9 protein-coding genes are annotated in these 14,512 nt (G+C 56.9%); 1 reads left to right on the top strand and 8 read right to left on the bottom strand.

Going from position 1 to position 14,512, the window contains the following annotated elements:
* Positions 1-610 precede the first annotated feature (610 nt).
* A complete protein-coding gene (locus DV706_RS20810) occupies positions 611-2,425 on the bottom strand; it encodes a ribosome biogenesis/translation initiation ATPase RLI (protein WP_006065926.1) in 1,815 nt (604 codons plus the stop codon).
* 547 nt (positions 2,426-2,972) lie between these two features.
* On the opposite strand from DV706_RS20810, the gene DV706_RS22195 reads away from it, so the two are divergent.
* Positions 2,973-3,221 (top strand): hypothetical protein, encoded by a 249-nt coding sequence (locus DV706_RS22195; RefSeq protein ID WP_006065924.1) that lies wholly within the window; start codon positions 2,973-2,975, stop codon positions 3,219-3,221.
* Between the two features lie 82 nt (positions 3,222-3,303).
* Here DV706_RS22195 and DV706_RS20795 read toward each other — a convergent pair whose 3' ends face one another.
* From DV706_RS20795 to DV706_RS20765, 7 genes are all read right to left on the bottom strand, one after another.
* Entirely contained in the window at positions 3,304-4,815 is a 1,512-nt protein-coding gene (locus tag DV706_RS20795) for a primase-associated protein (protein ID WP_006065923.1), read from the bottom strand.
* Positions 4,812-5,696: a bifunctional DNA primase/polymerase gene (locus tag DV706_RS20790; protein ID WP_006065922.1), complete on the bottom strand. Its 885-nt coding sequence runs from the start codon at positions 5,694-5,696 to the stop codon at positions 4,812-4,814. Before DV706_RS20790 ends, DV706_RS20795 begins: the two co-directional genes overlap by 4 nt.
* Positions 5,693-9,190 (bottom strand): ATP-binding protein, encoded by a 3,498-nt coding sequence (locus DV706_RS20785; protein WP_006065921.1) that lies wholly within the window; start codon positions 9,188-9,190, stop codon positions 5,693-5,695. The genes DV706_RS20790 and DV706_RS20785 overlap by 4 nt, the downstream gene beginning before the upstream one ends.
* Before the next feature lie 130 nt (positions 9,191-9,320).
* Positions 9,321-11,459 carry a VirB4 family type IV secretion system protein gene (locus DV706_RS20780; protein ID WP_006065920.1) on the bottom strand — a complete coding sequence of 713 codons (2,139 nt, stop codon included), beginning with the start codon at positions 11,457-11,459 and terminating at the stop codon, positions 9,321-9,323.
* Positions 11,456-12,556, bottom strand: a complete 1,101-nt coding sequence (locus DV706_RS20775; RefSeq protein WP_006065919.1) for a hypothetical protein — start codon at positions 12,554-12,556, stop codon at positions 11,456-11,458. The genes DV706_RS20780 and DV706_RS20775 overlap by 4 nt, the downstream gene beginning before the upstream one ends.
* Entirely contained in the window at positions 12,557-13,696 is a 1,140-nt protein-coding gene (locus tag DV706_RS20770; RefSeq protein WP_006065918.1) for a hypothetical protein, read from the bottom strand.
* Entirely contained in the window at positions 13,696-14,442 is a 747-nt protein-coding gene (locus DV706_RS20765) for a hypothetical protein (protein ID WP_006065917.1), read from the bottom strand. Before DV706_RS20765 ends, DV706_RS20770 begins: the two co-directional genes overlap by 1 nt.
* Between the last annotated feature and the right edge of the window lie 70 nt (positions 14,443-14,512).

Here is a 14,512-nt window from a genome sequence, read left to right as displayed (position 1 = left end):
CGACCGATCACGAGGTCTGATGCAGTGTTACTGGTCTGAATCGTAATATGTGAATTCTTGGAACGTACGGAGGGCCTGCTCTGGGTAGTGCCGTTCACCGCACGACCGGCACTCGGCGACTGTAATTTCCGAGATGTCATCCGCGTGTGTATCAGCTTGTACTACCTCAAGCGACACTTCATGGAGGTCACCTCCACAGGCGGTACACGGAAGGTCAAATTCGGATGTCATTGATGGAACGGAAGTGTCGGTCTCCGCCCCGAAGTGGGACACCCACTGTCACATACACATTCGTACTCGTGGTGCCACTTTCCAGGGTGTCCGCGTGAACGGATGGCAGCACGTAGGGGGCGAAGGAAGCGAGATCGCAACCGAGTCTACTCGAGATTCAAGGTTGATCATGATATACGTTTCGTTTATTGAATTCCAAGCAGCTCAGCCATCACCATAAGAAAAACCGCTTTTTTAGAAAATCAATTGGTTTCGGTGGTAGAGTCGTTCAACAATATATTGAGGACACGGAGCATTAGCCCTGCATGCGCGCTTCACCCACGGATCAGGTGACCCGTAGAACTCACGCTGTACTCTTTAGAGTGTAGTGGACGGTCGTTCAAGGGGAGTAGTAGTACTCGCCCTCGCTTTTCTGCTGGCGATCCAGCTGCGACTCGGGCTTGTTAATCCGCGGACGCGAGGTGCGCTCGTCGCGGCGGAACGTGACCTCGAGGTTCGCGAGGAACTCGTTCATGCCGTCGCGCATGGGCTTGGGTTGGCCGGCACGACCGTGGACGGCGGGCTCGCCGTTGAAGACCATCAGCCGGTCGGCGAGCAGGTCCATCATGTAGATGTCGTGGTCGATGACCAGCACGGTGGCGTCCTGCTGTTCGGCGTACCGGCGGATCGCGCTGGTCGCCTGCACGCGCTGTTCGACGTCCAGATGCGCCGAGGGTTCGTCAAGCAGGTAGAGGTCCGCCGAATCAGAGAGACAAGCCGCGATAGCGACCCGCTGGCGCTCCCCACCGGAGAGATCCGAGAGGTTCTGCTCCATGATCCGCTCAAGTTGCAACGGCTGGGCGATCTCGGTGTTCCAGTACGACGAGCCGAACTGATCGGTGATCGACGAGAGGAAGGCGTCGACCCGCATGTACTGGTCGATGGTGACGTACTGGGGCTTGTAGGAGATATCGAGGTCGAGATCGGAATCGCCTTCGTCGGGCTCTAAGTTATCCGTCAACAGCTTTGCGAACGTCGATTTCCCGATCCCGTTGGGGCCGACGATGCCTAGGACTTCGTTCTCGCGGATCGTACCGCTCTCAATCTCGAGGCTGAACTCGCCGTCGCCGTAGCTTTTGGTGAGATCCGGGTACTCGACGAGCGTGTCGGCAGCGGTCACAGTTCGAGGGGCGTACTCCTCGAACTCGATGGGGTTCGGCCGGATCCGCATGTTCTCGTTCTCGAGATACCCCGAGAGGTATTCGTTGATCCCGTTGCGGACCGATTTTGGCGAAGTAATGACACCGTAGGCCCCGGGCTCACCGTAGGCAACGTGGAGCGTATCGGCGAGCAGATCCAAGATTGCGAGGTCGTGTTCGATGACGAGCATCGACTTGTCCTCTTTCTCGGCGAGTTCGCGGATCAGTCGTGCTGCGGTCACGCGCTGGCCGATGTCAAGATAGGGCGTGATCTCGTCTAAGAAGTAGAAGTCCGTATCCCGGGCCAGCGTCGCCGCCAATGCGACCCGCTGGAGTTCGCCACCTGAGAGGTCGTCGATCGAATGCTCCATGACCGGCCCAATCGAGAGCCGTTCGACGAGCGAGTTGAGCGCGCCCCGTTCGTCGGTCCGCTCCAACAACTCGCGTGTGTTCCCGTCGAAGCTATTGGGGATCTGATCAACGTACTGAGGCTTTCGCGCGATTGTCACGTCACCGTCACGGACGTTCGTGATGTAATCCTGGAGTTCGGTCCCGCGGTAGGCCTCGAGCACCTCGTCCCACCCCGGTTCTTCTTCGTGACGGCCGAGGTTGGGCTCGAGTTCGCCCGCCAGAATACGGATAGCGGTCGTCTTCCCGATTCCGTTGGGACCCAGAATGCCCGTCACCTGCCCGTCCTGTGGTGCGGGCAGCCCGTATAGCGAAAAAGCGTTTTCGCCGTAGCGGTGGGCGGGGTCGTCCTGCAACTCTTTCGGGAGATTGATGATCTCGATCGCGTCGAAGGGACACTTCTCGACGCAGATCCCGCATGTCTCGCCTAGACAGATCTCTTCGGAGATGTGGATCTGTTCGGGCTGGCCCTCCTCAGCCTCCTCGCCGCGAAGGGTGATACACTCTTTGCCCGTGCGGTTCGGCGGACAGTAGTTCTTACACTCGTAGCTGCACCGGTCGGGCTGACATCTCTCTAAGTCTACAACAGCAATGCTGTCGTCGGCCATCTCAGGACGCCTCCGCAGTTAGCGGGATGCGCCACGTCATGAATGAGACAAACAGATAGTGCTGTGTCTCGAATTTGTCTTCTTCATGTATCTCTGAAATACCCCAGATCGCAGAGATCAGCGCTACGGAAATGCTCAGCACCGTGGATAATGCTGTCACGCTCACTGAGCGGATATATTCGCACTGCTTGCTAACCAATCCGATCGACATGGCAGTGAATCTGAGAGCGAGGCAGAAAAGATGCTCGGCTGGTTGATGCAGAATTTATAACTAATCTAATATTTAAAGCCTGGTACAGAGGTCGAGTCGCCGCCAGATCTTACCGAAGCGGATGTAATCGATGATATTGAAGGGTGGAACATCCGCCGTCATACCCCCGATCGGATCTCGTGGACATCACCATCGGATTACTCCGTTGTCATCAAAGCAGTTCCCACGCGCGGTGGTGACCAGCCGCGAACTTACGAGGTTCGTGGTATTCTCCCGCCGGCAGGCGAGCATAACCCGCAGCAGAGCAAGAAAGAAGAGCGTGTGCTGAAGCGTGAAATGGACACAGTCGAGGAAGCGGTCGGGTACGCGGTAGACTGGATGGAAACTCATCCGGTCGAGTTTGAGCAAGACTTGACCGAGTTTACTGGCGTCAGTGAACGAACGGCAGAGTACCTCTTGCTGGAACACAAAATTAAGAATCACCAACAACTCTACGAACTCTGGAAGGAATCAACGCTTAAAACCGTCGTCGGGAAGCAGTGGCACGACGACCTCGAGGAGGAAATGAAGGAGAAATTCGAATAGTGTCCTGCACGATGGACAGCCTGCCGCCACGCCTCTCGCTCGTACAGGAATACAATACCACCAAAAGTGGTTTCCAGCCGAGCTAGAACTCCTCTCCCGTAGATCCTACCTCATCCAGTTGGTCGTACATCTCGTCTGGGAATGGGAGACTTCCCCAGATGGAGTATGGGCACTGCTCCTGCCCGATACAGTATCGCTGCATATCGTCGTTGTCGCAGTTCATCGGAAGCGGGGTGTCGCCACCGATCGTGTTCGAGAACTCATAGCGAATCTGGTAGTCAGTAACCTGTTCGTCGTACCAGGGCCACCGCGAGAAGACGCTCTTGAGATCCGCGACAATCGTCTCGAGGTCGCTCTCCTGGTACTGTGGCAGCCACATCACCATCCGGGCGAAGTTGTACAAATCCTTCCGGACAGGTTTCTTCTCGTGGAGTCGTTCAGCCATGTTCGCCATACAGGGGAGTTCAAACAAGTCTTCGATTGACTCGACGGTGAGGGGTTGGACGCCTCGCGAAGACTCCTGAATCCGATAGTGGTTCGTATTTCCGTGCTGTCGGATAGTGAGGCTCCGGTGGTCGCGCTGGGATGCAAGGAGATTCCCAAGACTTCGAGGACTCGAGATGCGATTACATACGTCCCGCTTCCAGTTCGCTTCCGGATCGTACGCTTCCACTGCTTCAAACAGCTCCTTCGCCGAGTGGAACTCTCCCAGTGTGGTGACTTCGTCTGGAGCGTCTCGAATCGCGTCCCGTAGCACACGGATAGTTCGCTCACCGGGGTCCCAGTCTCGCCAGATTCGTTCGTGGTGTCCTGTCTCGATGAAGCGGTCGATACGCTCTGTGATGGCCGATTCATTTGTCGTCAGCCACGTGAGCTGGTCTTCCGAGAGGTTCTCTTCTTGGACTCGCAGGAGCTTTTTGAACGCGCGTCTGGCGTACTCGCGATACTTCGTATCGAAATCGCCGACCGGAACATAGAGCCGATTGTTCTTGATGCGAGTGAGCAGTTCCCCAGCCTCTCCTATCTCTTTGTCGGCGTGAACAAGGCAATTCCTCGACGCCGCAGCCATCGGGATTTCGAGGTACAACCCCTCACCGAACTCGGGCATCTCCTTGATCCCTGTACAAACGCGGCCGGGGTGCGGACCGTCCTTTCCGGGATCTTTCGCGTACAGTACCTCTGCGATATCCTGTTGGAGACTCCCATCACCGAATTCTCGAAGGAGGGAAGCGAGATTATTGACGTACAACTCTCGAATATCGTAGAGGAGCTGCACCTTTCGCGGCGGAGCGTGTTCGAACTTCGGGTGTGCCTTGACGCAGATCGCGCTCAACGTCGCGAGGACGGCGAGTGTTCCCGGTTCGTCGACGAGCGGTTCCTCCGCAGCATTTGTCCTGATGTTTTCTTTGAACGCCGCCGTTCCGAACCGCTCGAGGTCGTTCAGCAGATCTGCTGGTTGGTCTTCGCCGTCGACGATGTAGCGATTGTAGCCCCGCGTGAACAGCTGGTTGATGCGTGTCGTGCCGTATTCGAGCGGGAGCGTCGCAACGCGATAGGCGGTATGCTCGTCCTCGACAGGGGTCGACCGGCTCATTCCTGGAGCACCTCCGGTGTTGCAGACCGAACGTCGAAGTTCGGGCTCTCGATGGGCGTGACGATACTGCAGACGTCAGCGTGCAACGAGTAGGGGAGCCGGGCGACTCGACGACGGTCGGCGGTAACCACTGGATCGATGGGAATCTCGTAGGTGTCTTGTAGAAGGTCGTTCAGCACTTCTCGACTCTTGGCATCGTACCGATGAGCGGGGTCAGTATCGAGGAGATAGACGTGAACGCCCTGGCCGCTGTATACCACCAGTGTCTTCTCGGCGTTGAAGTCGTCCTCGAAGATCTCTCGAACCTCGAAGCCGTACTCGATGGCCCGCTCGATATCCTCGAAGGAATACGGGTAGCCTGCTGGGTCTGCTTCAAGAATCCCCGCGACATCCAGCAGTTTCTCGCTATCCCTCGAAACATCCTCGTCTGATACTGCTTGCGTTGCTCGCTCTCGAGCTATCGTTTTCGCGTCGATATCGACGAGGAGTACCCAGGGCCGTTCCCAGTGATCGAGGGCGTAGTAGACCGCATCAGGACACGGGTCTGGTTTGTCGAGCAAGTCGGGATCTGCGAGCGCGAAGTCACTCCCACCGAGTGGATCATTTCGTGCTGGGTGGCGGATGAACTCGAGGACATCATCGAAGTCGTGGAACGTCGCCGTGATCCGCTCATTTGAGACGTTCGTCTGCCACGTATCTCGTCGGATAAAGTCCTTGTCTGGGACTCCGTCTTTCCGGACCGGGTGGGGGTCTCGAAACGCAATCGCGTACTGTTTCGGCCCCTTCGCTGTAATAAACGACGGGAGTTCGTCACGGTACGAGGGGAACTCCTCGGTGTAGTACCTGTAGATCTCTTCGCGAGTCGCCTGGCGCCACGTCATGTGTTGAACTCCTGATCGAGTTTGTTGAAGCTCCGAATCGTCGTCAGCCCAGTTGCGTCGAACGATTCAACGGCCTCTCGAATGTCGGAGAACGATCGGGCTGCACGGCCACTCACACTGCATTCTATCCGATCGGCCTCTGCGAGATGGTCTAATACCTCGACGGCGGTCTCGCGTCTGTTGAACGCCCAGACAACGTTTGCGTCTACCCGACTCTGCTTGTCGTAGTCGTCGACCGGCGCGTGTTTGTTGTTACTCGCGAGTTCGGCTTCACCGACCCACACGAGTTCTCCGTCAGTATCGAGACCGGCAACGTCGAACACCGTCTCCTCATCGTACTCGTAGTATGGTTCGACCTTCTCGACATCGTCGCGGGCTTCTAACCACAGTTCGAGCAGCTTCACACCGACCTTGTGCGGCGTCTTCTCACCGATATCCCCCTGACCAGGGCCGACCTTGAGCTTCTGGCCGAGCAGTTCACGCCCTGCTGGGAGAACGGTGTAGTACTTCCGACCGCATGCTCGTTCTTCCTCCAGCAGGTCTTGATCGACAAGCCGTTGCACGTCCAGGTCATCAAAGTCGTTCTTGAACGCACTCATCGAATCCAAGAGTGTGTGGTCCGGGTCGTCACCATTCATCACGTCGAGGATGCGAGTCAGGAATCGGACGTCGTCGTGAGTGAGCCCGCGCTGTCGAAGCACGTCATCTGGGACGGTTACACCACCAGCCTGTACTGGCGACTGTAATGGCGACGATTCGTTCTCATCGACAGTTGTCTCCTCCGCTTCAGCGGCTGGCTCTTCTGACGCAGTTGACTCGGGATCTCCAAACAGTAAGTTGGTGGTGCCCGCTTCTTTTTGTCCCTCTTCGTCAGCTGCTAAACCACTGGTTGCCTGTCCGATGAACGACGACTGCGTCGAGTCCACAGGGCTAGCCGATTCTGCGGATGTCGACCGTGCACCGTTTGGTCTACTTCCCCATCCTTCATTATCGGCTGCCTCCGATTCGGCTGAGGCCTCAGCAAGTCCGTACTGGCTCTGTGTTCGCTCTGACAACCGAGGGAGGGCCACGGTCTCGAAGTGGTCCTCCTGTTCGACAGAGAGCGGCTTGTCGCTCTCTGGATGGCCGGATGCTATCGGGAGCGGCTTCACCGAGAACGGGGCTGGACCCGTCTCCCCGAATGACGGGCTCGGGAGTTGCGCGATCCACTCTCCGCTGGGGAGCGTGTTGACCCTATTTCGGAGATCAGTCGGGCTCAGGTCTTCGTGGGCCAGTGACTCGGCGAGGTCGCGTTCGATGGAGATGTTCCCGATAAGCTTCGTTTTGATGTTGTTGAGGACCTCGTCGTAGGCACGCTCGCTTCGATTCCTGACCTGTCCGGGGAACTGCATCACCAGTCCCATGCTCAGGCCGAACGACCGACCTTGGGGAAGCAACTGCTCGGAAACGAGTTTCGTCGAGGCGACGGGAGCTGCTTCCTCGATGATGAGGTTGGTGAGATTCTCGTAGTCTGTCTTCCCATCACGTCGCCGCACCCGAACCGCGTCCCAGAGGTTACTCAACAGGAGGAGTGTAATTGCTCGCTGAGCCTCCGGACGGAGATCACCCAAGTCGAACAAGATCGTGACATCTTCGTCGAGGAACTCGCGGAAGTCGAATCGATTGTCGACGTATTCGCCGTCATCGCCCTGTTGCGGAACGTGACTGAAGATACGTCGCAGGTGCGCGTCTTCTCTGAGTTTATCGAGGCGGTTCCCGACAGCATCCATCGACACCTGGAATTGACGGTCATCTTTCTCGAAGTGGCGCGTAAGCGACTCCTCGACATTTTGGTTCTCGGCAGCGACAGGAGGAATTGTCCGCTCGCGTTGCATCTGAAGTGCAGCCGCAAAGAGATCATCGAGGCCGAAGGCGTCGTTACCGTATTCTTCGTCGAAGAGCGCCTTGATGAGGTAGCTGAGGATTTCGTTGGCGACGAACGCCTGTTCGTACTGTTTGCGACCCATAACCATCCGCATGATGTCGTGGAAGTGATCGACCTTGTCTTGGATCGCATCCTCGCGCCTCCACCCCGCTTCAAGTGTCGAACGGATATCGAAGAAAGAGAAAGCAGGGAGGGTGTCCGGAACGTAGAATTGATAGGTATTGTCCAATCCGCTGAACCGTTCGTAGTGACAACGAAGATAGTTCGCACACATCCCGTCGCCTTTCGGATCGACGATAATAACTGGTCCACCTGTCGTTTCTCTGAGAGACAGCGCATCGTTGATGATGGCCTTCGACTTTCCGGCCCCAGTTGATGCAAACCTGCCGTAGTGTCTAGTTAAGAGATTTGGCGGAATCCGTATTGAATCTGGTTGGATGATCTTATTTTTATCAAGTGCATATCCGATCGCCATCCCCTCACGGAACTGTGCCATCAAATCGGGATTCGGTCGTGGCAAGGGACTGCGACTGCGCTGTTCTGAACGCGCCCCTCGAGAGCCCTCAACAGTCAAATTGTCGGCGCTCGGGACAACAACCACATTCGCGAGTTCGTCCGCATTGAACACGAAGTCTGGCCGCTTCTTCCCGCTACCAGTGATCATCTCTCCGTTGAGAACTCGGTCGAGATGGCGCTGCGCTCGTTTAGCTTTCTGCCGATCGAGGAATCCTTTCTCTCGAACACGCCGACCGAAGAGTTCGTAGAACGGGCCGTCAAGCGGATCCAACGAAGCCTTCAACTGGTCGAGTTCCGCCCGAATCTCGGTCTCATCCGGTCGAGCCATCGCAACTGCCCGTGCATTGACGGTGAACGTTCGCCGCGGGTGTTTGCTGTCGATTCGCTGAATTAGATCTTCTGTCTCCCGAGACAGTTCTCGATCGGCAGGATCAGCATCTACAGGCTCAAACCACGAGCCAATGAGTTCTTCTGACCAGGTATCGCGCCCCTCTTTTAGATTTGATTGACGGATTTCAGCATCATCCCGCCAGTCAGGTTTGCGTTGCCAGAGAATCTGATAGACGGTCGGTGCCGTCATCTCGTGGAGAACTTCGACAACGGCAGAAAGCGGTGGCTGATCCGAATCGTACTCCTCATCGGGCTCGTCGATTACAAACGGCGTGATCGTCGTCATCCAGTCTGTTTTTCGCCCGACTTTGCCAAGCCATTCGACACCAAACGGTGTGTGCTCTATGCATTCATCGTCTACGTTCTTTTCATCGGTCCCTTCCGGGTTGGACTCGTCCAGATCAGCCGAACGTTCACCGTCCAAAGTGTCTTGCATCGCTTGTTCGGAGGTATCTTCGTTCGAAACTTCCGTCTGCAACCCGAGCATCAGCTCAAGGTTGAGTTCTGTTCGTGCCACAGTGAACGTGGTCGGGTAAATCGACCGGAGGCGCTTTTCAAGCGTGTTGAGGTGTTCCCCTTGGTTGACCCCATAGTAGAACTCTACTGGTGCATCAGGACCTGCAGAAACGGCAAGGAATTCGAACGTCGGTGGAGCTGTGTCCACTCTCGGACTCACCCGGCTCCAGAAACTCTCTGCCGCTGGGTTCGACAGCTTATGAAGGCTCTCAAGGGTGGCTGGAATATCCGCCCGGCGGAGTGATCCCGACGTCGGCGTGATCTTCAGATACTCGTTGTTACTCATGATCCGACTCACCTCCGTGCTGACCACCATCAGTCTGTGGCGGAGTTGAGACTTGGCGTGAGGTTGCTGAATCAGTATTCATAGATGGCTCTGTAGGTGTGTCTGCTGAACGGCCTGGCAATTCAGCCTGTGACTGGGCTTTCGGATCGAAGTCGATCACAGCTGTCTCATCTTCCATCGCTCGAACTTCGATTCCCCGCCACTCTCCGTCGACGCCGACGAGCGCCTCCGAATAGCCCGTCCGGTCGTTTCCGGGAACGGCTTCCTGGACGAAGCGCATCTGTGCCGAGTTGAGGCCGAACTCGTTGGCCCACTCGCGGTCCATGCCGTCGAGGTGGTGGAACTGCTTGATCGCACACTGGTCGATGATCGCCTCGGACTCTGGATGCTGGAAGAACTCGTCGACGGTCTGGGTCACGAGTCGGATCGAGAGGTTGTGGTGACGATGATGTCGGAAGACGATCTCGAGGTACTCGAGACTCGCCGCGTCCTGCATGATGTACCGAGCCTCGTCGATGACGAAGACGACCTCTTTGTCCGTCTCTTTCGCGCGCTCATAGACCAGCGAAATCAGCAACTGCATGATGAGACTTGTGCTCCCACCGAGACTGCCCTCTTGCTGGGCGAGGTCGAGATAGATCACCTTCTCGTCGCGGATGTCGAACTCTGTCTCTCGACCCAGATTTTCGTACCGGCCGTCTTCCGCGAACGGGCGGAGCTGATCGATGAGCCACGTCGCGTCTTCCTCAATCTTCGTCGCTTCCTCGTCCGTCCGTACGACGTACTCTGTCGGCGTCTCGACCATCTCCTCGAGGATATCGAGGACATCCCGCATCGTCGGGCTCTCGTTGTGATGAGTCGCGATATCATCGGTGATTCCATTGCGTGAATATGCACGCTCGATCGCGGTTTCCAACGTCGTCCGGCGGTCACCGAGTGTGATTCCCCGGAGCGCGAAGTAGTTCGAGAGGAAGCTCATCACGCTATCGAGCTTTTCACGGTACGGGCTGGCATCCTTGCCCATCGCCCGTTGCACACGTTCGGGAGTGGGCTTGATCTCGAGTGGGTTCAGTCCCATATCCCCGCCGATCGTGATTCGTTCGCCACCGAGGGCTTCGGCGACGCCAGCCCAGTTATTGAGTGGCTCGAGGATGATCCCAATACGGTCCTCGCTTTGCTCGATCGAGCGGATGAAGTTCTGTTTCGAGCCGAACGATTTGCCAGAACCAGGGTCGCCGATCGTGAACATCGCATAGCCGTTCTCTCGAGCGAACGGGTCGATCACGACCGGGCTCTGGTTCTTCCAGTGAACGCCAAACTCGACGCCGCCGTCCTCGAGGATCGTGGCGTTATGTGGCGACGCGAGAAGTGCACCGACCGCACCACCGAGTGCTGTTGCCTCCCGACCGAACGGATTGGGACCGATCGGAGCTGCAGCCTGGATGGCGAGATCTTGCTTGCAGATGGCCGTCTTCGGCGAGAGTCCAGCGGGTTGTTCACGAAGCCGGCTACGAACCGTCCGGACGGCATCACGAAGCTCGTCACGTGACTCCGCTCGAACCGTGATGAACATGCCTTGCTTGAACACCCGACTCCCGTTCTCGACGCTCTTGTACGTCGAGAGCGCCTCATTAGCCCGCTCCTGAAGATAGCTCCCGCGAACAGTACTCTCGAGGTCAGCATCGGCCTGGAGGTCGTCAGCCACTCGCTGGAGCTCGTCTCGAGCTTGCTGCTGGCTCTTTGGGGTGATATGGACCGTCAGATCGAACTCGACGTCCGTGAGCTCGAAGAGTTCGGTCAGATAGCCGTCTTTCGGGTAATCCGGGTAGTCAGCGATGTAGAGTGTGGACGTCCATTGGTCACCGACTCGAGCAGTACGTGTATCCCACTCGATCGCCGCCGGCGCGACGACGTGTTGGTGATGTTCGGCGATGTCGTCGAGGATCTGCCCTTCCTCGAGGCCGTCTTCCACGGTCGTCTCCTCGAGGAGATCTGCGAGTTCGACTTCTTCGACGTCCTCGGCTCGCCAACGATCCCACCCCACCTTCGCGAGAAGCGTGAGCAATGCCGTTGCACCGATATAGAGGGAAAGCCCAGCCTGTGTCCCTGGATCAGGGAGTGCCTCGATCATTGATCGATCCTCCGTTGATGATCGACGACCGGACGATCACGGATCGCATCGGCTCCATCTCCATACTCGTGTTCCTCGCCGTTCCAGAAGTCCATCGAAAGGACGAACAGTTCGACCGTCGTCAGCCGATGAGCCGACCACCCTGCTGCCTTCTGGATGAACTCCGTCTGGAGACCATGACAACGGTTCTCGAGTTTCTCGAACATGGCTGCCCGGATCTCCGCATCGGTCATGTCGTTGCGACGGGTCACGAACGGGTTGAACAGGAAACCGACCACCGGAAACGCGGTGAGCTTCTCTGCAGGGGATTGTTCGTCCTGATACCGGTCGTAGACCTCGAAGGGGTCGACTTCGACGCCGATGAAATACCGAACTTGTTGGGTTCCCTCGAGGTCTCGTGGACGTTGCTCGCGATACTCCTCGAGTAACTCTTTGAAGATCGGGTTTTGCTTGACGTCACTGTCGGTAAGCCGCCCATCGATTCGCTCGATCAGCTTCTCGACTGGGAACGATCGCGTTGTGGCGTGGAATTTGAGCGTGAAGTCGAGTTCCTTATTCGCGAACTCCTCGCCGAGTTGCTGGATCTGCGCCCAGTCACCGGACATCGCGAAGTCCATGTTCCCGGGATCGATCTCGAGGTAGGCCTCCATCGCACCATCGGAGCGCTCGATTGCTCCGGCACCAGGCCACGCTCGCCTGATGTTCGTGAGATCCTGTGTTCGCTCGTCCGGTTTGAACGGCGTATAGCTCACGAGCCCGCCTTCGGTACTCGCTTCGGTGGACTCGGCCGTGGCCTCCGTACTGTACGTAAATCGAGGGCGCTTGCAGTAGTGGCGGTAGACGTCTCCCAGCCACGTCGACGCCGGGAGATGGTTGGGTGACGCGTAGACGATCGACCCACCAAGGACGACACCGAGTAAGACGAACGGTAAGATCGCACCATCGAGTCCCGTGAGGCCACCAAAGAGGAGGCCAGCGATCGGGAAGCCAAGGAGTACGTAGACGTCCCCCTCCTCGATATTCAAGATCGGTATGCGACTCTCTTCACCCAGTTCGTCCATGATTCGACGGCCAGCTGCATCGTGATCTCGTGTCATTCAGTAATACCCCGGATCGTTCTCGGTGCGACGGTACGCCGGGACGCCTTCCTGGCCGTACGCATCTGTCGCAACGTTATCGTGGTCTGTTCGTCCTCCGCTGCCGCTCGAGTTTCCAGACTGTTGGGATGAGCCACCGCCTTGGCGCATCTTCGACGCAGCCGTATAGCCAGCGGCCGCTTTCGGTCCCCACGCCGCAGTCGTGGCTGCTGCAGCAGGGCCTGCAACAACACCGGCCCCAACGGCTGCGCCAGCTGTTACTGCGCCCTTGGTCGTCGCTCCGATGATCTTCGTCGTCATCGGACTGGCGTACTTGAACAGCTTCCAGACGATGAGGATCGAAAGGAGTGGCAGCGTAACCGCGATGAGGTAGCTCAGGAACGAACTATCTGGAATCAACGCCGAGTCAGTTCCCTCGCTGAACAGCAGTTCATATCCCTTGAACAGCAGTGCCACCGGAAGCGGCATGATCGCAAGCGGCACGAACTTCATACAGACCGTGCGGGCGATGTGAGAGACGACGGGAAGATTCCCATAGGCCAATGCGATACCGATTGGCATCGCATAGATCAAGATGTACAACAGAATTTCGCGAAGGAAAAACAGTGCCTGCAAGATCCACATGGCAATAGCTCCAACTCCAGTGAGGAAGAGAGCAAGCGCTGGGTTTGAAACGGTTAAGCGGAGCAATTCAATCATTGTGGCAGTCACTGTCGAAATGTCTGGAATAAGGGCAATGGTGAAGCCGTCGACGAGATAGAGCGCTAACACAGCGACCCAGTACCACGTTACGATCAGGAACGCACCTGTCCAGGCACTGCGCTTTGCCTTTCGCGTCTCGTACGCACTGCCGATATTGAAGATTCGGATCGTATGTCTGCCCTGGACACACATCACGAGCAACAACAGGGAGACGAGCATGATCTCCCCCGCAACAAGATTGCCGTGGATCTCTTCCCACGGTGTGTTCGACGGCTGACCGAACACGAATGCACCATCCGTCTCCGGTGTTGGCGTGCCAAAAACCTGTGCCGTGACGGCATCATATCCATCTGCCAATCCCTCCTGAAACCATTCGATGAGTTTGTCAACTGCATCTTCGAACCACTTGATCCCGATATCCGAGAGTGACCACGACATTACAATGGCCCCTCAATTTCGATCTCACAATCATCAGGACCGGTACCGAGATAGTGGATAACGTAGTCAAGGGAGTGATCTGTAGCATGGCTTGTAGAGAGGCGGACGGTGAACTGTCCATCCCGTCCGATCGAGTCACACTTCGACCGTGTGCTCGCTGGCGAAAAGGGGAGTGTGTTGCTGTAGATCAGTACTGTTTCACCTGCAGGAAGAGCTATTGACTCTGCATCCGCTCCAAAGTCGCTCTCCGGATCGTGGATCCCACTCTCACCCGCCTCATCGTAGCTCTCATGTGACGGGAAGGGGACATCACCTTCGAACCGAAGCGCGGTAGCTGCGGTCGGCCCAGTTCCCCGATTCGTCACAGTAAGTATCGCCTCTGCTTCCGTACTGGAGTCTCTCGCACCTTCGTACATCTCCTCAGGGTAATCCCTGGCCAACCGGAGTTCTGTTAACTCGAGATCCGGTTCGAGCGTAACTGACGTCGTCTCAACGGTTTCCTCGTCTGCAAGCCCGATAAGTTCGTATTCGCCAACAGGATAGTCCGTCCCGATCTCGAGCATTGTTCGAGACACCCCCGATTCAATCATTTGGTGGGCAAACAACTCGCCAGAGGGATCGATGAGGTTCAGTTGGTCAACTGCATCCCGTTCGAGTTCAACCACGAGTTCGACCCCTTCGACCGCGACGCTCTGGAGAATGTCTCCACCGGAGTCTGTCGATGGGTCGTCATCAGAATGACTCAACGCAGAACAACCAGCAAGTCCAGTAGTGATCCCGACGAGTATGCTTCCGAGAACCGTGCGCCTATCAAGT

Source organism: Natronorubrum bangense (genome assembly GCF_004799645.1).
Lineage (GTDB): Archaea > Halobacteriota > Halobacteria > Halobacteriales > Natrialbaceae > Natronorubrum > Natronorubrum bangense.
Note: the sequence above shows the minus strand (reverse complement) of the source record. Positions and strands in the feature narration are given on the sequence as shown.